General features: G+C 71.4%; 20 protein-coding genes. 18 read left to right on the forward strand and 2 right to left on the reverse strand.

Annotation, left to right across the window (positions count from 1 at the left end; all coding sequences use genetic code 11):
• Positions 1-22 precede the first annotated feature (22 nt).
• Complete coding sequence (gene efp / locus OG329_RS35620) at positions 23-589, forward strand: elongation factor P (RefSeq protein WP_405800742.1); 567 nt, start codon at positions 23-25, stop codon at positions 587-589.
• 2 nt (positions 590-591) lie between these two features.
• Positions 592-1023 (forward strand): transcription antitermination factor NusB, encoded by a 432-nt coding sequence (nusB, locus tag OG329_RS35625; protein WP_405800744.1) that lies wholly within the window; start codon positions 592-594, stop codon positions 1021-1023.
• A gap of 375 nt (positions 1024-1398) precedes the next feature.
• On the opposite strand, the gene bldD is transcribed toward nusB, so the two are convergent.
• A complete protein-coding gene (gene bldD / locus OG329_RS35630; protein ID WP_023542978.1) occupies positions 1399-1899 on the reverse strand; it encodes a transcriptional regulator BldD in 501 nt (166 codons plus the stop codon).
• A gap of 216 nt (positions 1900-2115) precedes the next feature.
• Between bldD and pyrR the strand changes: the two genes are divergently transcribed.
• The 14 genes from pyrR (at position 2116) to OG329_RS35700 (ending at position 18796) form a co-directional block, all read left to right on the forward strand.
• The gene (gene pyrR, locus OG329_RS35635) at positions 2116-2676 is read left to right on the forward strand and encodes a bifunctional pyr operon transcriptional regulator/uracil phosphoribosyltransferase PyrR (protein ID WP_405800745.1); all 561 of its coding nucleotides are present in this window, start codon (positions 2116-2118) and stop codon (positions 2674-2676) included.
• Positions 2677-2817: 141 nt separating this feature from the next.
• A complete protein-coding gene (locus tag OG329_RS35640; protein WP_405800747.1) occupies positions 2818-3840 on the forward strand; it encodes an aspartate carbamoyltransferase catalytic subunit in 1023 nt (340 codons plus the stop codon).
• A 2-nt stretch (positions 3841-3842) separates the two neighbouring features.
• Positions 3843-5129: a dihydroorotase gene (locus OG329_RS35645; protein ID WP_405800748.1), complete on the forward strand. Its 1287-nt coding sequence runs from the start codon at positions 3843-3845 to the stop codon at positions 5127-5129.
• Positions 5126-5719, forward strand: coding sequence for a hypothetical protein (locus tag OG329_RS35650; RefSeq protein WP_405800750.1), 594 nt, complete (start codon positions 5126-5128; stop codon positions 5717-5719). The genes OG329_RS35645 and OG329_RS35650 overlap by 4 nt, the downstream gene beginning before the upstream one ends.
• Complete coding sequence (gene carA, locus OG329_RS35655; protein ID WP_405800751.1) at positions 5716-6867, forward strand: glutamine-hydrolyzing carbamoyl-phosphate synthase small subunit; 1152 nt, start codon at positions 5716-5718, stop codon at positions 6865-6867. The genes OG329_RS35650 and carA overlap by 4 nt, the downstream gene beginning before the upstream one ends.
• Complete coding sequence (carB, locus tag OG329_RS35660; protein WP_405800752.1) at positions 6860-10171, forward strand: carbamoyl-phosphate synthase large subunit; 3312 nt, start codon at positions 6860-6862, stop codon at positions 10169-10171. Before carA ends, carB begins: the two co-directional genes overlap by 8 nt.
• A 15-nt stretch (positions 10172-10186) precedes the next feature.
• Positions 10187-11296, forward strand: coding sequence for a quinone-dependent dihydroorotate dehydrogenase (locus OG329_RS35665; protein ID WP_405800754.1), 1110 nt, complete (start codon positions 10187-10189; stop codon positions 11294-11296).
• Positions 11293-12174: an orotidine-5'-phosphate decarboxylase gene (gene pyrF / locus OG329_RS35670; protein ID WP_405800755.1), complete on the forward strand. Its 882-nt coding sequence runs from the start codon at positions 11293-11295 to the stop codon at positions 12172-12174. Before OG329_RS35665 ends, pyrF begins: the two co-directional genes overlap by 4 nt.
• Positions 12175-12431: 257 nt before the next feature.
• Entirely contained in the window at positions 12432-12755 is a 324-nt protein-coding gene (locus tag OG329_RS35675) for an integration host factor (protein WP_354607031.1), read from the forward strand.
• Positions 12756-12793: 38 nt separating this feature from the next.
• Positions 12794-13357 carry a guanylate kinase gene (gene gmk / locus OG329_RS35680; RefSeq protein ID WP_405800757.1) on the forward strand — a complete coding sequence of 188 codons (564 nt, stop codon included), beginning with the start codon at positions 12794-12796 and terminating at the stop codon, positions 13355-13357.
• Positions 13358-13437: 80 nt separating this feature from the next.
• Positions 13438-13710 (forward strand): DNA-directed RNA polymerase subunit omega, encoded by a 273-nt coding sequence (gene rpoZ / locus OG329_RS35685; protein ID WP_023542989.1) that lies wholly within the window; start codon positions 13438-13440, stop codon positions 13708-13710.
• Positions 13711-13807: 97 nt separating this feature from the next.
• Positions 13808-15046: a bifunctional phosphopantothenoylcysteine decarboxylase/phosphopantothenate--cysteine ligase CoaBC gene (gene coaBC / locus OG329_RS35690; protein WP_405800758.1), complete on the forward strand. Its 1239-nt coding sequence runs from the start codon at positions 13808-13810 to the stop codon at positions 15044-15046.
• A gap of 259 nt (positions 15047-15305) precedes the next feature.
• On the forward strand, positions 15306-16514 hold the full coding sequence (gene metK, locus OG329_RS35695) for a methionine adenosyltransferase (RefSeq protein WP_405800760.1): 1209 nt from the start codon (positions 15306-15308) through the stop codon (positions 16512-16514).
• Positions 16515-16648: 134 nt separating this feature from the next.
• A complete protein-coding gene (locus OG329_RS35700) occupies positions 16649-18796 on the forward strand; it encodes a primosomal protein N' (protein WP_405800761.1) in 2148 nt (715 codons plus the stop codon).
• A 136-nt stretch (positions 18797-18932) separates the two neighbouring features.
• Here the strand turns inward: OG329_RS35700 and OG329_RS35705 are convergent, their stop codons facing one another.
• The gene (locus OG329_RS35705; RefSeq protein ID WP_405800763.1) at positions 18933-19469 is read right to left on the reverse strand and encodes a hypothetical protein; all 537 of its coding nucleotides are present in this window, start codon (positions 19467-19469) and stop codon (positions 18933-18935) included.
• Positions 19470-20000: 531 nt separating this feature from the next.
• Here OG329_RS35705 and fmt point away from each other — a divergent pair.
• Both fmt and OG329_RS35715 read left to right on the forward strand, forming a co-directional pair.
• Positions 20001-20957: a methionyl-tRNA formyltransferase gene (gene fmt, locus OG329_RS35710; RefSeq protein ID WP_405800764.1), complete on the forward strand. Its 957-nt coding sequence runs from the start codon at positions 20001-20003 to the stop codon at positions 20955-20957.
• Between the two features lie 106 nt (positions 20958-21063).
• A complete protein-coding gene (locus OG329_RS35715; RefSeq protein WP_405800765.1) occupies positions 21064-22497 on the forward strand; it encodes an RsmB/NOP family class I SAM-dependent RNA methyltransferase in 1434 nt (477 codons plus the stop codon).
• Positions 22498-22512: the final 15 nt, after the last annotated feature.

Raw genomic sequence — 22512 nt, forward strand, 5'->3', positions numbered from 1 at the left:
CAGTCCAGGAGATTCCGCAACCGTGGCTTCCACGAACGACCTCAAGAACGGCATGGTTCTCAAGCTCGACTCCGGCCAGCTCTGGTCCGTTGTCGAGTTCCAGCATGTCAAGCCCGGCAAGGGCCCCGCCTTTGTGCGCACCAAGCTGAAGAACGTGCTCTCCGGCAAGGTCGTCGACAAGACCTTCAACGCCGGCGTGAAGGTCGAGACCGCCAGCGTCGACCGCCGCGACATGCAGTTCTCGTACATGGACGGCGAGTACTTCGTCTTCATGGACATGGGCACCTACGACCAGATCCACGTCAGCCGGGAGATCGTCGGCGACGCCGCGAACTTCCTTCTGGAGGGCTTCGAGGCCACGGTGGCGATGTACGAGGGCAACGCGCTCTACGTCGAGCTGCCCGCCGCCGTCGAGCTGGTCATCGAGCACACCGACCCCGGCGTGCAGGGCGACCGCTCCACCGGCGGCTCCAAGCCCGCGAAGCTGGAGACCGGTTACGAGATCGGTGTCCCGCTGTTCATCACGACCGGCGAGAAGATCAAGGTCGACACGCGCTCCGGTGAGTACCTCGGCCGGGTGAACAGCTAACCGTGGCTGCCCGCAACAAGGCCCGTAAGCGCGCCTTCCAGATCCTTTTCGAGGCCGACCAGCGCGGGGCGCCCGTGCAGACGGTCCTCGCGGACTGGCTCCGGCACGCCCGGACCGACGACCGCCAGCCGCCGGTCAGCGAGTACACGATGGAGCTGGTCGAGGGGTACGCGCGGTACGCGGACCGGATCGACGAACTCATCACCACCTACTCGGTGGGCTGGACGCTCGACCGGATGCCGGTCGTGGACCGCAACATCGTGCGGCTCGGCACGTACGAGCTGGTGTGGGTGGACGGTACGCCCGACGCCGTGGTGATCGACGAGGCGGTACAGCTCGCCAAGGAGTTCTCCACCGACGACTCACCGTCCTTCGTGAACGGCCTGCTCGGCCGCTTCAAGGACCTCAAGCCGAGCCTGCTCCGCGCGGACTAGCGGGGTACGTGTCCTCAATCGCCGGACGGGCCGCACCTATGCGGCCCGTCCGGCGATTGAGTCCGGCCGTCCGCGACTGGGCCATTCGTGTGACGTGTGGGGCTCGAGGCGCCCGCATCCGCGTTCGATCCGCCGGTGCGCGGAGTGACATCTCTCTCGCTCGCCGAGACCTTCGGGGCACCAGGTCCGTGAGCCCGTGGGCCGCCGTCTGGGCGGTCCGGGAACGGATCGGCGCCCTCGAACCGGCTGTGCGGCGCTCCGGGCGCGCACCGGGCGGCCACGGCCCTTGTCGAGGGCGGCGCACCGGAGGGGCGGCCCGCCGATCGCGGTCCGCCCCTCCGGGATGTGACGTTTCTGCTGGTCTGTGCCGAGGTGTCAGCCCTCGTCGTGGGCCACGGCGCGGCGCGCGTCCGCGTCCAGCACACCCCAACTGATCAACTGCTCGGTGAGGACCGACGGCGACTGGTCGTAGATGACCGCGAGCGTGCGCAGGTCGTCCTGGCGGATCGACAGCACCTTGCCGTTGTAGTCGCCGCGCTGGCTCTGGATGGTCGCCGCGTAACGCTGGAGCGGGCCCGCCTTCTCCTGTGGGACATGGGCGAGGCGCTCCAGGTCCAGGACGAGCTTCGGCGGCGGCTCGGCGGCCCCGCCCGGTGTCGTGCCCGGCAGCAGCTCCTGCACCGGAACACCGTAGAAATCGGCCAGCTCGGCGAGGCGCTGCACGGTCACCGCGCGGTCGCCGCGCTCGTACGACCCCACCACCACGGCCTTCCAACGGCCCTGTGACTTCTCCTCCACGCCGTGGAGGGAGAGGCCCTGCTGGGTGCGGATGGCGCGGAGCTTGGCCCCGAGCTGCTTTGCGTATTCGCTGGACATAAGGCTCCCCGGACGCTGGGACAATCTGCGGCTCCGCCGCGTGGCTGGTAACTCACTGTGAGGTTACGCAGCGTGACTTGGATGCGTCAAGCCGAAAGGTCGGCGACCGACCCTCCACAAGTCCGGAAAAGGCCATCGGACCTGGTAATGTCGACGGCGCAAATCCGACGTCCTTTAACGTCCGTCCCGTGAGGCGGAGAAGGAGGTCCGTTTCTTATGGACACGCACAGCTCTGATGTAGCCCGCCCCGTGCTGGAGGCGCCCGACATCGCACGGGCACTGACCCGTATCGCCCACGAGATCGTCGAACGCGCCAAGGGCGCCGACGACGTGGTTCTGCTCGGCATTCCCACCCGTGGCGTCTTCCTGGCCCGGCGGCTGGCCGACAAGCTCGAGGAGATCACCGGCGGCAAGATCCCGGTCGGCTCCCTCGACATCACCATGTACCGCGACGACCTGCGGATGCGGCCCGCCCGCGCGCTGGCCCGCACCGACATCCCGGCCGACGGCGTCGACGGACGTCTCGTCGTCCTCGTGGACGACGTGCTCTTCTCCGGCCGTACGATCCGCGCCGCCCTCGACGCGCTGGGCGACATCGGCCGGCCGCGCGCGGTCCAGCTCGCCGTCCTGGTCGACCGGGGCCACCGCGAACTGCCCATCCGCGCCGACTACGTGGGCAAGAACCTGCCCACCTCGCTGCGCGAGACGGTCAAGGTCCAGCTCGCCGAGGAGGACGGCCGCGACACGGTCCTGCTGGGCCTGCGGAAGCCCGACTAGCGGGCTTCTCCCGTACACCGCAGGCCCGTTCACGGCCGCGCGCCGGCGCGCCCCGACGCCGCCGTGCCCGCCCGGGAATCCCAGGAAGCCCCAGGAAGACCCGGAACCCCAGAACCACCTCCACACAACGGAGCACACCCGATGCTGCGCCTGACAGGGGCAAGTCCCCATACCCCCGGCCATCTCATCTCCGCCGCCGACCTCACCCGTGACGACGCCGTACTGATCCTCGACACGGCCGAGGAGATGGCCAGGGTCGCCGACCGGCCCATCAAGAAGCTGCCGACGCTGCGCGGCCGTACCGTCGTCAATCTCTTCTTCGAGGACTCGACCCGCACCCGCATCTCCTTCGAGGCCGCCGCGAAGCGGCTGTCCGCCGATGTCATCAACTTCTCGGCCAAGGGATCGTCGGTCTCCAAAGGAGAGTCGCTGAAGGACACCGCGCTGACGCTGGAGGCGATGGGCGCCGACGCCGTCGTCATCCGGCACGGCTCGTCCGGCGCCCCGTACCGGCTGGCCAACTCCGGCTGGATCGACGGCGCCGTCATCAACGCGGGTGACGGCACGCACGAACATCCCACCCAGGCCCTGCTCGACGCCTTCACCATGCGCCGCAGACTGGTCGGCGCCGACGCGGGCATCGGCCGGGACCTCGAAGGCCGCCGCATCACGATCGTCGGCGACATCCTGCACAGCCGCGTCGCCCGCTCCAACGTCCTGCTGCTGCACACGCTCGGCGCGCAGGTCACGCTCGTCGCCCCGCCGACCCTGGTGCCGATCGGCGTCGAGCAGTGGCCGTGCGAGGTGTCGTACGAGCTGGACCGGGTGCTGCCCAAGTCCGACGCCGTGATGATGCTGCGGGTCCAGCGCGAGCGGATGAACGCCGCGTTCTTCCCGACCGAGCGCGAGTACTCACGTCGTTACGGGCTCGACGGCGACCGGATGGCCCGGATGCCCGACAAGTCGATCGTCATGCACCCCGGCCCGATGAACCGCGGCATGGAGATCACCGCCGAGGTCGCCGACTCCGACCGCTGCACGGCCGTGGAGCAGGTCGCCAACGGCGTCTCGACCCGGATGGCCGTCCTGTATCTGCTTCTGGGCGGCAACGAGCCCGCCGTCACCCATTCCCGCCCGGCGTCCGCCATCGAGGAGAGCAAGTAACCATGAGCAAGACCCTGATCCGCGGTGCCAAGATCCTCGGCGGCGAAGCGCGCGACGTCCTCATCGACGGCACGGTCATCGAGCGGGTCGACACGGGCATCGACGCGGGCGACGCCACCGTCGTCGAGGCCGAGGGGCAGATCCTGCTGCCCGGCCTGGTCGATCTGCACACCCATCTGCGCGAGCCCGGCCGTGAGGACTCCGAGACCGTTCTCACCGGCACCAGGGCGGCGGCGGTCGGCGGCTTCACCGCCGTGCACGCCATGGCCAACACCTTCCCCGTCGCCGACACCGCCGGAGTGGTCGAGCAGGTCTGGCGGCTCGGCCGGGAGTCCGGCTACTGCGACGTCCAGCCCATCGGCGCCGTCACCGTCGGACTGGAGGGCAAGCAGCTCGCCGAACTCGGCGCCATGCACGACTCGGCCGCCGGCGTGCGGGTCTTCTCCGACGACGGCAAGTGCGTGGACGACGCGGTGATCATGCGCCGGGCGCTGGAGTACGTGAAGGCGTTCGACGGTGTCGTCGCCCAGCACGCCCAGGAGCCCCGGCTCACCGAGGGCGCCCAGATGAACGAGGGCATCGTCTCCTCGGAGCTGGGGCTCGGCGGCTGGCCCGCCGTCGCCGAGGAGTCGATCATCGCCCGCGACGTACTGCTCGCCGCCCACGTCGGCTCCCGCGTCCACATCTGCCATCTCTCCACGGCCGGCTCGGTCGAGATCGTCCGGTGGGCCAAGTCGAAGGGCTGGGACGTCACCGCCGAGGTCACGCCGCACCACCTGCTGCTGACGGACGAGCTCGTACGGTCCTACAACCCCGTCTACAAGGTGAACCCGCCGCTGCGCACCGAGGCCGACGTCCTGGCGCTGCGCGAGGCCCTGGCGGACGGCACGATCGACTGCGTCGCCACCGACCACGCCCCGCACCCGCACGAGGACAAGGACTGCGAGTGGGCGGCGGCGGCCATGGGCATGGTCGGCCTGGAGACCGCGCTGTCCGTCGTCCAGCACACGATGGTCGACACCGGTCTCATCGACTGGGCGGGCGTCGCCGACCGGATGTCGGTGCGGCCCGCGCAGATCGGCCGGCTCGCCGGTCACGGCCGTCCCGTCTCGGCAGGTGAGCCCGCCAACCTCACGCTCGTCGATCCCGCATACCGTGGAGTCGTGGACCCCGCGGGCTTCGCCTCCCGCAGCCGTAACACCCCCTACCAGGGCCGTGAGCTGCCGGGACGCGTCACCCACACCTTCCTGCGGGGCCGTGCCACGGTCGTCGACGGGAGTCTGGCGTGAGCGCCGCACTGATCAATATCGCCGCCGAGCAGAAGTCGGCAGAAGTGACCGACTGGGCCGCCCGTATCGGCTGGGTGGTGGGTCTGCTCCTGTTCATCGCGTTCGTGTACTGGCTGATGCGCCAGGGCTGGAAGTGGCGCGGAAGTCTCCAGTCCGATCTGCCGGAGCTGCCCCAGGGGCCGCAGGCCGCTGGGGATGTGACGCTGCGCCTCAGCGGCCGGTACCACGGCTCCACGACCGCCGGTCAGTGGCTGGACCGGATCGTCGCCCACGGCCTGGGCGTACGCAGCCGGGTGGAGCTCACGCTCACCGACGCGGGCGTGGCCGTCGTACGGCCCGGGGCCACCGACTTCTACATCCCGGCGGGTCAACTGCGCGCCGCGCGGCTCGACAAGGGCATCGCCGGCAAGGTCCTGGCCGAGGGCGGACTGCTGATCCTCACCTGGCAGCACGGGGAGCGGCTGCTCGACTCCGGCTTCCGCTCCGACCGCGCGGCCGAGCACGCCGCCTGGGTCGAAGCGGTCAACCTCATGAACCAGGCCGTCACCACAGACGACGTACCAACGACGACGGAAGGCACCGCACGATGACCCTCTCCACCCGGGGAGCCGCCAAAGCTCCCGCCGTACTCGTCCTGGAGGACGGCCGGAGCTTCCGCGGCCGTGCCTACGGGGCCGTGGGGGAGACCTTCGGCGAGGCGGTGTTCTCCACCGGCATGACCGGCTACCAGGAAACGCTCACCGACCCCTCGTACCACCGCCAGGTCGTCGTCATGACCGCCCCGCACATCGGCAACACCGGCGTCAACGACGAGGACGACGAGTCCGGCCGGATCTGGGTCGCCGGCTATGTCGTACGCGACCCCGCCCGCACCCCGTCCAACTGGCGCTCCCGGCGCTCCCTGGACGACGAACTCCTGCGGCAGGGCATCGTCGGCATCAGCGGCGTCGACACCCGCGCGCTCACCCGCCATCTGCGCGAGCGCGGCGCGATGCGCGTCGGCATCTTCTCCGGCGACGCGCTGGCCGGCGGCCTCCTCACCGACGACGCGACGCTGACCGCGCGGGTGCGTCAAGCGCCCCGGATGATGGGCGCGAACCTCTCCGCGGAGGTCGCCACCACCGAGACGTACGTCGTCCCGGCCGTCGGCACCAAGCGGTTCACCGTCGCCGCCGTCGACCTCGGCATCAAGGGCATGACCCCGCAGCGGATGGCCGAGCGGGGCATCGAGGTGCATGTCCTGCCCGCCACCGCCACCGTGGACGAGGTGTACGCGGTCGCGCCGGACGGCGTGTTCCTCTCCAACGGGCCCGGCGACCCCGCCACCGCCGACCTCACCGTCGTCAAGGGCGTGCTGGAGCGCGGCACACCGCTGTTCGGCATCTGCTTCGGCAACCAACTCCTGGGCCGCGCGCTGGGGTTCGGGACGTACAAGCTCAAGTACGGCCACCGGGGCATCAACCAGCCGGTGCAGGATCGTTCCACCGGCAAGGTCGAAGTCACCGCGCACAACCACGGGTTCGCCGTCGACGCCCCGCTCGACCAGATCTCCGACACCCCCTACGGCCGCGCCGAGGTCTCCCACGTCTGTCTCAACGACAACGTGGTCGAAGGGCTCAGGCTGCTCGACCGGCCGGTCTTCAGCGTCCAGTACCACCCCGAAGCCGCCGCGGGTCCGCACGACGCCGCGTACCTCTTCGACCGCTTCACATCCCTGATGGAGGGCCAGCGTGCCTAAGCGCTCCGATATCCGGTCCGTCCTGGTCATCGGCTCGGGCCCGATCGTCATCGGCCAGGCGGCCGAGTTCGACTACTCGGGCACCCAGGCCTGCCGCGTCCTCAAGGCCGAGGGCCTGCGCGTCATCCTCGTCAACTCCAACCCCGCGACGATCATGACCGACCCGGAGATCGCCGACGCCACGTACGTCGAGCCGATCACCCCCGAGTTCGTCGAGAAGATCATCGCCAAGGAGCGCCCCGACGCGCTGCTGCCCACCCTCGGCGGCCAGACCGCGCTCAACACCGCGATCTCCATGCACGACAACGGCGTCCTGGAGAGGTACGGCGTCGAGCTGATCGGCGCCAACGTCGAAGCCATCAACAAGGGCGAGGACCGCGACCTCTTCAAGGGCGTCGTCGAAGCCGTCAAGGCGAAGATCGGTTACGGCGAGTCCGCCCGCTCCGTGATCTGCCACTCGATGGACGACGTCCTGGCCGGCGTCGAGGAGCTGGGCGGCTACCCCGTCGTCGTACGCCCCTCCTTCACCATGGGCGGCGCCGGCTCCGGCTTCGCCCACGACGAGGACGAGCTGCGCCGGATCGCCGGACAGGGCCTGATGCTGTCGCCGACCACCGAGGTGCTTCTGGAGGAGTCCATCCTCGGCTGGAAGGAGTACGAGCTGGAGCTGATGCGCGACCGGAACGACAACGTCGTGGTCGTCTGCTCCATCGAGAACTTCGACCCGATGGGCGTCCACACCGGCGACTCCATCACCGTGGCGCCCGCGATGACCCTCACCGACCGCGAGTACCAGCGGCTGCGCGACATCGGCATCGCCATCATCCGCGAGGTCGGCGTCGACACCGGCGGCTGCAACATCCAGTTCGCCGTCGACCCGGCCGACGGCCGGATCATCGTCATCGAGATGAACCCCCGCGTCTCGCGCTCCTCCGCGCTCGCCTCCAAGGCCACCGGCTTCCCGATCGCCAAGATCGCCGCACGCCTGGCCGTCGGCTACACGCTGGACGAGATCCCCAACGACATCACCGAGAAGACGCCGGCGTCCTTCGAACCGACCCTCGACTACGTCGTGGTGAAGGTCCCGCGCTTCGCCTTCGAGAAGTTCCCTGCCGCCGACGCCACCCTCACCACCACCATGAAGTCGGTCGGCGAGGCCATGGCCATCGGCCGTAACTTCACCGAGGCATTGCAGAAGGCGCTGCGCTCGCTGGAGAAGAAGGGCAGCCAGTTCTCCTTCACGAGCGGCCTTGGCGACAAAGCTGGGCTGCTGGAGACGGCGAAGGTCCCCACCGACGGCCGGATCAACACCGTCATGGAGGCGATCCGCGCCGGAGCCACCCAGGAGGAGATCTTCGACGCGACGAAGATCGATCCGTGGTTCGTCGACCAGCTCTTCCTGATCAAGGAGTACGCGGACGAGCTGGCCGCCGCCGACCGGCTCGACCCCCAACTCCTCGCCGAGGCCAAGCGGCACGGCTTCTCCGACGCCCAGATCGCCGAGATCCGGGGGCTGCGCGAGGACGTCGTACGGGAGGTACGGCACGCGCTCGGCGTGCGCCCCGTCTACAAGACGGTCGACACCTGCGCCGCCGAATTCGCCGCCAGGACGCCGTACTTCTACTCCTCCTACGACGAGGAGAGCGAGGTCGCACCGCGCGAGAAGCCCGCCGTGATCATCCTCGGCTCCGGCCCCAACCGCATCGGCCAGGGCATCGAGTTCGACTACTCGTGCGTGCACGCGTCCTTCGCGCTCAGCGACGCCGGGTACGAGACCGTGATGGTCAACTGCAACCCCGAGACCGTCTCCACCGACTACGACACCTCCGACCGGCTCTACTTCGAGCCGCTGACCTTGGAGGACGTCCTGGAGATCGTCCACGCGGAGACCCTGGCCGGGCCTGTCGCGGGCGTCATCGTCCAGCTCGGCGGCCAGACACCGCTCGGTCTCGCCCAGGCGCTCAAGGACAACGGGGTGCCGGTCGTCGGCACGCCCCCGGAGGCGATCCACGCCGCCGAGGACCGCGGCGCCTTCGGCCGCGTCCTCGCCGAGGCCGGCCTGCCCGCACCGAAGCACGGCACGGCCACCACCTTCGCCGAGGCCAAGGCGATCGCGGACGAGATCGGCTACCCGGTCCTCGTCCGGCCCTCGTACGTGCTCGGCGGACGCGGCATGGAGATCGTGTACGACGAGGCCCGGCTCTCCTCGTACATCGCCGAGTCCACCGAGATCAGCCCCACCCGGCCCGTCCTGGTGGACCGCTTCCTCGACGACGCCATCGAGATCGACGTCGACGCGCTCTACGACGGCACGGAGCTGTATCTGGGCGGCGTCATGGAGCACATCGAGGAGGCCGGTATCCACTCCGGCGACTCGGCGTGCGCCCTGCCTCCGATCACCCTCGGCGGCTTCGACATCAAGCGGCTGCGCGCCTCCACCGAGGCCATCGCGCGCGGGGTCGGCGTCCGTGGCCTGATCAACATCCAGTTCGCGCTTGCCGGGGACATCCTCTACGTCCTGGAGGCCAACCCGCGCGCCTCGCGCACCGTGCCCTTCACCTCCAAGGCGACCGCCGTGCCCCTGGCCAAGGCCGCAGCCCGGATCTCCCTGGGGGCCACCATCGCCGACCTCCGTACGGAGGGGCTGCTGCCCGCGAACGGCGACGGGGGCACCCTGCCCATGGACGCGCCGATCTCCGTGAAGGAGGCCGTGTTGCCGTGGTCGCGCTTCCGCGACATCCACGGGCGCGGCGTGGACACCGTCCTCGGCCCGGAGATGCGCTCCACCGGCGAGGTCATGGGCATCGACTCCGTCTTCGGCACGGCGTACGCCAAGTCGCAGGCGGGCGCGTACGGTCCGCTTCCCACGAAGGGCCGCGCCTTCATCTCCGTCGCCAACCGCGACAAGCGCTCGATGATCTTCCCGGCGCGTGAACTGGTCGCGCACGGCTTCGAACTGTTCGCCACCTCCGGCACCGCCGAGGTCCTGCGCCGCAACGGCATCAACGCCACGCTCGTACGTAAGCAGTTCGAAGGCACCGGACCCGACGGCGAGAAGACCATCGTCCAGCTCATCCACGACGGCGAGGTCGACCTCATCGTCAACACCCCGTACGGCACCGGCGGCCGGCTCGACGGCTACGAGATCCGCACCGCCGCCGTGGCACGCGGCATCCCCTGCCTGACGACGGTGCAGGCGCTCGCGGCGGCCGTACAGGGCATCGACGCCCTCAACCGCGGCGACGTGGGCGTCCGTTCACTCCAGGAGCACGCCCAGCACCTCATCGCCGCACGCCAGGATTAGGAGGAGCCCGCTCCCATGTACCGACTCTTCTTCCGGCTCCTCTTCCGACGGATGGATCCGGAGCAGGCCCACCACCTGGCCTTCCGCTGGATCCGGCTCATCGTGCGCGTCCCCGTGCTGCGCACCTTCGTCGCCGCCGCCCTCGCGCCTCGTTACGAGGAGCTGCGCACCGAGGCCTTCGGGCTGCGGATGCACGGCCCGTTCGGTCTCGCCGCCGGATTCGACAAGAACGCCGTCGCCGTCGACGGCCTGAGCATGCTCGGCTTCGACCATGTCGAGATCGGCACGGTCACCGGGCAGCCGCAGCCGGGCAACGCCCCGCAACGGCTGTTCCGGCTGCCCGCCGACCGGGCGCTGATCAACCGCATGGGCTTCAACAACGACGGATCGGCCACCGTCGCCCTGCGGTTGGCCACCCGGCGCGCGATCTTCCGTACGACGGTCGGCGTCAACATCGGCAGGACCAAGGCCGTACCGGACGACGCGGCGATCGGCGACTACGTGACGTCGACCGAGCGTCTGGCCGCCCACGCCGACTACGTCGTCGTCAACGTCTCGTCCCCCAACACCCCCGGTCTGCGCGACCTCCAGGCCGTCGACCAACTGCGCCCGCTGCTGACCGCCGTACGGGAGGCCGCCGACCGGGTCGTGCCGGACCGGCGCGTCCCGCTTCTGGTCAAGATCGCCCCCGACCTCGCCGACGACGACATCGACGCCGTCGCCGACCTGGCCGTGGAGCTGGGCCTGGACGGCATCATCGCCACCAACACCACCGTCGCGCGGCACGGCCTCGGCCTGAAGACGGCCCCCTCCCTGCTCGCCGAGGCCGGCGGGCTGTCCGGAGCGCCCCTGAAGGCGCGCTCGCTGGAGGTCCTGAGGCGGCTGTACGGGCGTGTGGGCGACCGGATCACGCTGGTGGGCGTGGGAGGCGTCGAGAACGCCGAGGACGCCTGGCAGCGGATCCTGGCGGGCGCGACGCTCGTCCAGGGCTACAGCGCGTTCATCTACCAGGGCCCGTTCTGGAGCCGCGGCATCCACAAGGGGCTCGCCGCCCGGCTGGCCACCAGCGAGTACGCCACCCTCGCCGAGGCCGTCGGCGCCGACACCAGGAAGGTGCACGCGTGAACGCCGCCGCCGCCTCCGAACCCGAGCGTGGGCCAGAGCCCTTCGGGGCGCGCCTGCGCCGCGCGATGGACACCAGGGGCCCGCTCTGTGTGGGCATCGACCCCCACGCCTCGCTGCTGCGCGACTGGGGCCTGAGCGACGACGTCGCGGGCCTGACGGCCTTCACCCGTACCGTCGTCGAGGCGCTGGCCGACCGTGTCGCCGTACTGAAACCGCAGTCGGCGTTCTTCGAGCGGTTCGGCTCGCGCGGTATCGCCGTCCTGGAGAAGGCGGTCGCCGAGGCGCGGGCCGCCGGCGCGCTCGTCCTGATGGACGCCAAGCGCGGCGACATCGGCTCCACCATGGCCGCGTACGCCGCGACGTACCTCGACAAGGACAGCCCGCTCCACTCCGACGCCCTCACCGTCTCGCCGTACCTCGGCTTCGGCTCGCTGCGCCCCGCCCTGGACCTGGCACGCGCCGGCGGCTGCGGTCTCTTCGTGCTCGCCCTCACCTCCAACCCGGAGGGCGCCGAGGTGCAGCGGGCCACCACCGAAGGTGGTGTCCCGGTGGCGCAGATGATGCTCGACCACGCGGCTCGGGAGAACGCCGGGGCGACGCCGCTCGGTTCGGTCGGCGCCGTCGTCGGGGCGACCCTCGGCGACGCCGGGGTCGATCTCGCGATCAACGGTCCGCTGCTCGCCCCCGGCATCGGGGCGCAGGGCGCGACCCCCGCGGACCTTCCGGGTGTCTTCGGCGCGGCCGTCGGCAACGTGGTGCCGAGTGTGAGCCGGGGTGTACTGCGTCACGGTCCGGATGTTTACGCCCTGCGTGCGGCGGCGGAGCGGTTCGGCGACGAGGTACGAACGGCGGTCGAGGGCGCTCCCGGAGGGCGCTGACGCGGTTCGGCGGAGCGCGCCGAAGCGGATCGAACGCCGATCCTGACAGAAAAGCGGGTCGATATGCCAGGAATGTCCTGGTCGAGCGATGCTGACCAGGACTTTTCGGCTGTTCTCGCTGACGACAGCGTTCTTCAACGCTAGTCTCCGTCGAGAGCCAACGCGCGGAAGCATCGCTCGTTGCTCGCCCTGGTGCGGGGCGAACCAGTTCCGCACCGGTCCGTATCCGACAGTTCGACATCCGAGGTGACGTAGGCGTGGCTCTTCCGCCCCTTACCCCTGAACAGCGCGCAGCCGCGCTCGAAAAGGCCGCCGCGGCTCGCCGGGAGCGGGCCGAGGTCAAGAATCGACTCAAGCACTCCGGCGCTTCCCTCCACGACGTCATCAAGACGGGCCAGGAGAACGACGTCATCGGGAAGATGAAGGTCTCCGCCCTCCTTGAATCTCTGCCCGGCGTGGGCAAGGTCCGCGCCAAGCAGATCATGGAGCGGCTCGGCATCTCCGAGAGCCGCCGTGTGCGGGGTCTCGGCTCCAACCAGATCGCGTCGCTTGAACGCGAGTTCGGCGGCGGTGCCGCCTGACGTTCCCGGGCACTCCCGGGAACCTGGATAATCGCCGCATGGCACCAGAGGTACGTCCGCGGCTGACCGTGCTCTCCGGCCCTTCGGGGGTCGGCAAGAGCACGGTCGTCGCGCATATGCGCAAAGTCCACCCCGAGGTATGGCTCTCGGTGTCGGCCACCACCAGAAGGCCGCGTCCCGGCGAACGCCACGGCGTCCAGTACTTCTTCGTCACCGACGAGGAGTTCGACAAGCTGGTCGCCAACGGCGAGCTGCTGGAGTGGGCGGAGTTCGCGGGCAACCGCTACGGCACACCGCGCCGCGCGGTACTCGACCGCCTGGAGGCGGGCGAGCCCGTGCTCCTGGAGATCGATCTCCAGGGCGCGCGGCAGGTCAAGGACTCGATGCCGGACTCACAACTGGTCTTCCTGGCGCCGCCGAGCTGGGACGAGCTGGTCCGCCGGCTGACCGGCCGGGGCACCGAGTCGCCCGAGGTGATCGAGCGCCGGCTGGAGGCCGCGAAGGTGGAGCTGGCCGCCGAGTCGGAGTTCGACACCAGCCTGGTGAACACCTCCGTCGAGGACGTGGCGCGCGAGCTGCTAGCCTTGATGGCAGTTGCCTGACCTCTGTCTGCTTTCGCGCAGCCGTCGGTAGCGCTCGATATTTCCTGTATTTCCCTGAATTATCTTCGGAAGGCAAGAGAGTGTCCTCTTCCATTTCCACGCCCGAGGGCATCATCAACCCGCCGATCGACGAGCTGCTCGAGGCCACGGACTCGAAGTACAGCCTGGTGATCTACGCGGCCAAGCGCGCGCGTCAGATCAACGCGTACTACTCGCAGCTCGGCGAGGGCCTGCTCGAGTACGTCGGTCCGCTGGTGGACACCCACGTCCACGAGAAGCCGCTCTCGATCGCCCTGCGTGAGATCAACGCGGGTCTGCTGACGTCCGAGGCCATCGACGGCCCGGCGCAGTAACGACGACAGTCTCGACAACCACGGGCCCGGCGGCGCGACCGCCGGGCCCGTGGTGTGTCATGGGGAAGACGAATCCAGCCGAACGCGGGGAGACACGGTGGACCAGACGGAGCGGTCGGGGCAGACGGACGGCAGGCCGAAGGTCGTCCTGGGGGTGAGCGGCGGGATCGCCGCGTACAAGGCGTGCGAGCTGCTGCGCCGCCTCACCGAGTCGGGCCATGACGTACGGGTCGTACCGACCGCGTCCGCCCTGCACTTCGTCGGCGCCGCGACCTGGTCCGCGCTCTCCCGCCATCCCGTCTCCACCGAGGTCTGGTCGGACGTCCACGAGGTGCCGCACGTGCGCACCGGACAGTCCGCCGACCTCGTCGTCGTCGCCCCCGCCACCGCCGACCTGCTGGCCAAGGCCGCCCAGGGCCTGGCCGACGACCTGCTGACCAACACGCTCCTCACCGCGCGCTGCCCGGTGGTCTTCGCACCGGCCATGCACACCGAGATGTGGGAGCACCCCGCGACCCGGGCGAACGTCGCGACCCTGCGCGAGCGCGGAGCCGTCGTCATCGAGCCCGCCGTCGGCCGCCTCACCGGCGTCGACACCGGCAAGGGACGGCTGCCCGACCCCGAGGCGATCTACGAGGTCTGCCGGCGGGTGCTGGCGCGCGGCGTGCGGACGCCCGATCTGGCGGGGCGCCATGTCGTCGTCTCCGCCGGCGGGACCCGCGAACCGCTCGACCCCGTGCGCTTCCTCGGCAACCGCTCCTCCGGGAAGCAGGGGTACGCCCTGGCCCGTACGGCGGCGGCCCGCGGCGCCCGCGTCACCCTCATCGAGGCCAACACCGGGCTGCCGGACCCGGCCGGCGTCGACGTGCTGCGCGTCGGCACCGCCGTACAACTGCGCGAGGCCGTGCTGAAGGCGGCGGCCGACGCCGACGCGGTGGTCATGGCCGCTGCCGTGGCCGATTTCCGCCCCGCCTCCTACGCCGAAGGCAAGATCAAGAAGAAGGACGGCGAGGAGCCGGCGCCGATCGTGCTGGTCCGTAACCCGGACATCCTCGCGGAGATCGGCGCGGAGCGTGCCCGTGCCGGGCAGGTGATCGTCGGATTCGCCGCCGAGACCGACAACGTGCTCGCCAACGGCCGCGCGAAGCTGCGCCGCAAGGGCTGCGACCTGCTGGTCGTCAACGAGGTGGGGGAGCGCAAGACCTTCGGCGCCGAGGAGAACGAAGCGGTGATCCTCGCCGCCGACGGCGGCGAGACCCCGGTGCCCTACGGTCCCAAGGAAGCGCTCGCCGACACCGTCTGGGACCTCGTCGTACCGGCATTCGGTCCCGAGTAGACGAACGGGAAGTTAATTCTTCGTTCGCTCCTCCGGGTGGAGAAAATCGGCCCAAAACAGCCGTTCCAGGTCGGGATAGGGGGCGATCGTCGTATCGCAGGACGGAGTGACACCCCCGACTCCACTCCCACAGTCCGAGACGTCTGGACCTTCTGAGCCGTCGGCCGGATAAACTGGCCGAGGAACGTCGCGGGGCGCAGCTCCCCAGGACGTTCCGCCAAGGATCTAGCCAGCAGCCGCTGCAACCCCAGGGAGCGATGTGTCGCGCCGTCTGTTCACTTCGGAGTCTGTGACCGAAGGTCACCCTGACAAGATCGCTGACCAGATCAGCGACACCATTCTCGACGCGCTCCTGCGGGAGGACCCCACCTCGCGGGTGGCCGTCGAGACCCTGATCACGACCGGCCTGGTGCATGTGGCCGGTGAGGTGACCACCAAGGCGTACGCGCCCATCGCGAAGCTCGTCCGGGACAAGATCCTGGAAATCGGCTACGACTCCTCCAAGAAGGGCTTCGACGGCGCCTCCTGCGGCGTCTCGGTGTCCATCGGCGCGCAGTCCCCCGACATCGCCCAGGGCGTCGACACCGCCTACGAGAAGCGGGTCGGCGGAGAGGACGACGAGCTCGACAAGCAGGGCGCCGGCGACCAGGGCCTGATGTTCGGCTACGCCTGCGACGAGACGCCCGAGCTGATGCCGCTCCCGATCCACCTCGCCCACCGGCTCTCGCGCCGGCTCTCCGAGGTCCGCAAGAACGGGACCATCCCGTACCTGCGCCCCGACGGCAAGACCCAGGTCACCATCGAGTACGACGGCGACAAGGCCGTCCGCCTCGACACGGTCGTCGTCTCCTCGCAGCACGCGTCGGACATCGACCTGGACTCGCTGCTGGCGCCCGACATCCGCGAGTTCGTGGTCGAGCACGTGATCAGCCAGCTTCTCGAGGACGGCATCAAGCTCGAGACCGAGGGCTACCGCCTGCTGGTCAACCCCACGGGCCGCTTCGAGATCGGCGGCCCCATGGGCGACGCCGGCCTCACCGGCCGCAAGATCATCATCGATACCTACGGCGGCATGGCCCGCCACGGCGGCGGCGCCTTCTCGGGCAAGGACCCCTCCAAGGTGGACCGCTCGGCGGCCTACGCGATGCGCTGGGTCGCGAAGAACGTGGTGGCCGCCGGCCTCGCGTCGCGCTGCGAGGTCCAGGTCGCCTACGCGATCGGCAAGGCCGAGCCGGTGGGCCTGTTCATCGAGACCTTCGGCACGGCCTCGGTCGACGTCGAGAAGATCGAACAGGCCATCGCCACGGTCTTCGACCTCCGCCCGGCCGCGATCATCCGCGACCTGGACCTGCTCCGCCCGATCTACGCCCGGACGGCGGCGTACGGCCACTTCGGCCGCGAGGAGCCGGACTTCACGTGGGAGCGCACGGACCGCGTGGACGCACTGCGCGAGGCGGCGGGTCTGTAAAGCACCCGACGCACATCGACGGTGCGGGCCCCGGACACCACTGGTGTCCGGGGCCCGTCGCCGTACGCGGAGCATGCCCGGCGACGGGCCGCCGGTGGGCCGCCGGTGTCAGTGGTGTCTGTAAGAATTTGGCTGTGAGCAGCGACGACGAGCAGGCCGAGGAGTCCGCCGGGGGTGGTGGGCCGGAGCAGCTTGCGTTCATTCGGGAGACCGTGCGGGGCGCCAAGGTGCCGCGGGCCAAGCCGCGGACGTGGCGGGGGGCGGCGTTGGCGCAGGAGTTGCCTGTGGCGCGGGTCGTGGTGAACAAGGGGGTGCTGCATCTCGACCAGTTCTTCGACTACGCCGTGCCCGAGGAGCTGGACGAGGCCGCGCAGCCGGGTGTGCGGGTGCGGGTGAGGTTCGGGGCCGGGGCGCATCAGGTGCGGGGTGGGCGGCGGGAGGGCGGGCGGCTGATCGACGGGTTCGTCGTCGAGCGGCGGGCCGAGTCGGACTACGCGGGGCCGCTCGCCGCGCTGGCCGGTGTCGTGTCGCCGGAGCCGGTGCTCAGCGCCGAGCTGCTGGGGCTCGCGCGGGCCGTCGCCGACCGTTACGCGGGCAGCCTCGCCGACGTACTGCAACTGGCGGTGCCGCCGAGGAACGGGCGCGCGGAGGCCAAGCCGTCGCCCGAACCGCTGCCCGCGCCGGGCCGCCCGGAGGCGGGCACCTGGGAGCGGTACGCGCGGGGCCCCGCCTTCCTGGACGCGCTCGCCGACGGCGGCGCCCCGCGAGCCGTCTGGACCGCGCTGCCCGGACCGCACTGGGCGGACGAGCTGGCACGGGCCGTCGCCGCGACGCTCGCGTCGGGGCGCGGGGCGCTCGTCGTCGTCCCGGACGGCCGGGCGGCGGCCCGCGTCCACACCGCGCTCACGGCCCTGCTCGGCGAGGGACACCACGCGCTGCTCACCGCCGAGACGGGTCCCCAGAAGCGGTACGGCCAGTGGCTCGCCGTCCGGCGCGGCGCGGTGCGGGCCGTCGTGGGGACCCGCGCGGCCATGTTCGCCCCCGTACAGGACCTCGGGCTCGTCGCCATCTGGGACGACGGCGACTCCAGCCACAGCGAACCGCGCGCGCCGCTGCCGCACGCCCGCGAGGTCCTGTTGTCGCGCGCCGCGCACGACAGGTGCGCCTTCCTGCTGGGCGGTACGGGCTGCACCGTCGAGGCGGCCCAACTGGTCGAGACAGGCTGGGCGTTGCCCATGACGGCCGACCGGGAGCGGATCCGTACGGCCGCGCCTTTGGTCCGGACGGTCGGCGACGGCGAGCTGGCCCGCGACGAGGCCGCGCGCGCGGCCCGGCTGCCGAGCCTCGCCTGGCAGACCGTCCGCGAAGGGCTCAAGACAGGACCGGTCCTCGTGCAGGTGCCCCGGCGCGGCTATGTGCCCCGGCTCGGCTGCGAACGCTGCCGCGCGCCCGCCCGCTGCCGCCACTGCGCGGGGCCCCTGGAGGCGCCCGAGCAGCGGGAGTTGCACTGCGGCTGGTGCGGGCGCGGCGAGCCCGCCTGGCGCTGCGCCGAGTGCGGCGGTACGCGGCTGCGCGCCAGCGTCGTGGGCGCGCGGCGTACGGCGGAGGAGCTGGGCAGGGCCTTCCCGGCGGTCCCGGTGCGTACGTCGGGCCGCGACCACATCCTCGACACCGTGCCCGGCCGCCCCGCGCTGGTGGTGAGCACACCCGGCGCCGAGCCCGTCGCCGAAGGCGGCTACGCGGCGGCACTGCTCCTCGACGGCTGGGCGATGCTCGGCCGGCCCGACCTGAGGGCGGGGGAGGAGGCGCTACGGCGCTGGCTGCACGCCGCGTCGCTGGTCCGGGGCCAGGCCGACGGCGGCACGGTCGTGATCGTCGCCGAGCCGACGCTACGGCCCGTACAGGCGCTCGTGCGGTGGGATCCCGTGGGCCACGCCCAGCGCGAGCTGGCGGAGCGGGCCGAGCTGGGCTTCCCGCCGGTGTCCCGGATGGCGGCGGTGACCGGCGAGCCCGAGGCGGTGGCCGCGTTCCTGGCCGGCGCCGAACTGCCGCCGGACGCCGAGGTCCTGGGCCCGGTCCCCCTGCCGGTTACGGTCCCGGCCCGGCCCCGCAGGACCGGCGACGCGCCGCCGGGCGTGGTGTGGGAGCGCGCGCTGCTGCGCGTGCCGCCCGGCAGCGGCGCCGCGCTGGCGGCGGCCCTGAAGTCCGCCCAGGCGGGCCGGCTGGCACGGGGTGGCGGCGAGCCGGTGCGTATCCGGATCGATCCGCCCGACATCGGCTGACGGGGCGCGCGTCCGGGCTTCGGCAGCCGTACGGGCGCCCGTTCCCCATCGCCGGGCGGCGGCGCGCGCTCTGTCCCCGATCGCCGGACCGGCCGCACACGCGGTCGGCCCGTCCGGCCGTCAGGGAACGGCCGCGTCAGCCGTTGCGTGGACCCGGGAACGCACCCGGGCGCGCCTCCTCGCGGAGCGGCTGTACGGCCACCGTCGGCTGCGGTGGCATCGACCGGGCCGCGGGCACGGCCGGGACGCCCTGCACCGGGCCCGTCGGACGGGGCTGGGCGGCGTCCTGCGGGCGGTCGCCCTCGGCGAGGGCGGCTTGCTGGGCCGCGCGCCTCGTACCGTAACGACGGTGCACCGCCTGCTTGGTGACACCGAGCGCCGAGCCGACCGCGTCCCACGAGAAGCCCAGCGAGCGATCGAAGTCCACGGCCGCCGTCACCAGGCTCTCGACACTGTCCCGCAGTTCCTGCGCGAGACGGACGGTCGGGGCTGGCGCCCGGCCGTAGACGACGAAGCCCGTCGAGGGGCCTGAACGGCGCGGGCGGTAGACGTTGCCCAACTGGGCTGTGAGGGTGCGCAGTGCGTCCACCTGCCGGCGGACGCGCTCGATGTCCCGCACCAACAGGTGCAGATTTGCCCGGGCTTGTGCGTCGTGGGTTGCGTGGTCGGCCATGAACAAGCCTCTCGAACCGGCGTTGAAACGGATCGGGCCGCACCGGGCGGCCCGTTTGGGGTCAATCTCCCTTGACAACGCGCCACCCGCCGTTGTGGTCACGCTGCGGGGGCGTATACGCATATGCGCGGTGCGCGCGGGCTCCCGTACGCCCCCTGCCTTCCCGGCTTCCGGGCCGTGTCTTCACAGGGAGGACACGGCCAGGCCGTGTCCGCGAAGTCCCGCCTGGCCCGCGACGTCTGGACGGCACCTCTCCCCCGTAGCCCCCGAGGGGGGCACGGGAGGTGCCCCCTGCGTTGTCTTCAGTCGGCCAAGTACGGCCGGTACGAGCCCGATCCTCCGCCTTGCGATGCACCGCACCAACGAGACATCAGCCGCTCCGCGGCGGGCGCGGGCCCCGCCCTGCGGGCGGACGGCGCTACTTCGCGGACACGGCCTAGACTGATGCGCTGTCCGTCGGCGGCCGAGCCGGTGTCCGCCCGCCCGGCCCGACGGACCGGAAGCCGCACGAGAGAGCGAGGAAGTCCCGCAGTGAAGCTCGTCTTCGCAGGCACCCCCGAGGTCGCCGTACCAGCCCTGGACGCACTGATCGCCTCCGACCGGCATGAGGTCGCCGCCGTCGTCACCCGTCCCGACGCGCCCTCCGGCCGTGGCCGCAGGCTCGTAGCCAGCCCCGTCGCGCAACGCGCCGAAGAGGCGGGCATCGAGATCCTGCGGCCCGCGAAACCGCGCGACGAAGCCTTCCTGGCCCGGCTGCGCGAGATCGCGCCCGACTGCTGCCCCGTCGTCGCCTACGGGGCCCTGCTGCCCCGCGTCGCCCTCGACATCCCGGCCCACGGGTGGGTCAATCTGCACTTCTCGCTGCTGCCCGCGTGGCGCGGCGCCGCCCCCGTACAGCACGCGGTCATCGCCGGTGACGAGACGACCGGCGCCGCCACCTTCCTCATCGAGGAAGGGCTGGACTCGGGACCGGTGTACGGCGTGATCACCGAGGACGTACGGCCCACCGACACCAGCGGCGACCTGCTGACCCGGCTCGCCTTCGCCGGCGCCGGGCTGCTCGCCGCGACCATGGACGGCATCGAGGACGGCACGCTCAAGGCCGTGCAGCAGCCCACCGAAGGCGTCTCGCTCGCCCCCAAACTCACCGTCGAGGACGCGCGGGTCGACTGGGCGGCGCCCGCGCTGCGCGTCGACCGTGTCGTCCGCGGCTGCACCCCCGCGCCCGGCGCCTGGACCGTCTTCCGCGGCGAACGCCTCAAGCTGATCCAGCTCACGCCGACGGCCGACCGCACCGACCTGGCCCCCGGCGAGCCGGCTGTCGGCAAGAACTCCGTGCACGTCGGCACCGGCTCGTACGCCGTCGAACTGCTCTGGGTCCAGCCGCAGGGCAAGAAGCCCATGCGGGCCGCGGACTGGGCCCGCGGCGTACGGATCGCCCCAGGTGAACGGCTCGGCGCGGTCGACGGGGCGGCGGACGTACGCTGAAAGTGGTCGACCTTCTTCAGAAGAAGGTGTTCGACCTTGCAGGTTGCATGAGCAGCACCCACGCACCACCACGACCTTTCACGCGTAGAACCTTTGCGGAGCACCTTTGAACGAGCAGGCCCGTCGCCGTCCCTCCAAGTCCTACCGCCGTCCTAAGAAGGATCCCGTGCGGATCCTCGCCTTCGAGGCACTGCGGGCCGTCGACGAGCGCGCCGCGTACGCCAACCTCGTCCTCCCGCCCCTTCTCAAGAAGGCCAGGGAGGCGGGCGACTTCGACACCCGCGACGCGGCGCTCGCGACCGAGCTGGTCTACGGCACGCTCCGCCGCCAGGGCACGTACGACGCGATCATCTCCGCCTGTATCGACCGCCCGCTGCGCCAGGTCGACCCGCCCGTGCTCGACGTACTCGCCCTCGGCGCACACCAGTTGCTCGGCACCCGCATCCCCACCCACGCCGCCGTGTCGGCGAGCGTGGAGCTGGCCCGCGTGGTGCTCGGCGACGGGCGCGCGAAATTCGTCAACGCGGTCCTGCGGAAGATCTCCAAGGACGACCTCGACGCCTGGCTGGAGCGGGTCGCACCGCCGTACGACGAGGACGCCGAGGACCACCTCGCCGTCGTCCACTCGCACCCGCGCTGGATCGTCTCCGCCCTCTGGGACGCGCTCGGCGGCGGCCGGGCCGGTATCGAGGACCTGCTCGAAGCGGACAACGAACGCCCCGAGGTCACGCTCGTCGCGCGCCCCGGCCGGGTCTCGGCCGACGAACTCCTCGACACCCTGGGCGAGGAGTCCGCACTGCCGGGACGCTGGTCCCCGTACGCCGTCCGCCTCACCGAGGGCGGCGAGCCGGGCGCCATCGACGCCGTACGCGACGGGCGGGCCGGAGTTCAGGACGAGGGCAGCCAGCTTGTCGCCGTGGCGCTCGCCAACGCGCCGCTGGAGGGCACCGACACGCGCTGGCTCGACGGCTGCGCGGGGCCCGGCGGCAAGGCGGCGCTCCTGGCGGCGCTGGCCGCCGAGCGCGGCGCGTGGCTGCTCGCCTCCGAGAAGCAGCCGCACCGGGCCCGCCTGGTCGAGCGCGCGCTCGCGGGCAACCCCGGCCCGTACCAGGTGATCACCGCCGACGGCACCCGCCCGCCGTGGCGGACCGGTGTCTTCGACCGTGTTCTGGTCGATGTCCCGTGCACCGGCCTCGGCGCCCTGCGCCGTCGCCCGGAGGCCCGCTGGCGGCGCCGTCCCGAGGACCTGGAGGGCTTCGCGCCGCTCCAGCGGGCCCTGCTGCGCGAGGCGCTGAAGGCCGTGCGGGTGGGGGGAGTGGTCGGTTACGCGACGTGCTCCCCGCATCTGGCGGAGACACGGGCCGTCGTGGAGGACGTACTGAAGGGCAGGGGCGGTTCCGCCGCCGAGGCCGAATGGGTCGACGCCCGGCCGCTGATGCCCGGCGTCGCGGCGCTGGGGGACGGCCCCGACGTCCAGCTCTGGCCGCATGTCCACGGCACGGACGCGATGTATCTGGCGCTGCTGCGGCGTACCGCCTGAGGCGCGGACGGGGAC

It is taken from the genome of Streptomyces sp. NBC_01506, from assembly GCF_045040295.1.
Classification (GTDB): domain Bacteria; phylum Actinomycetota; class Actinomycetes; order Streptomycetales; family Streptomycetaceae; genus Streptomyces.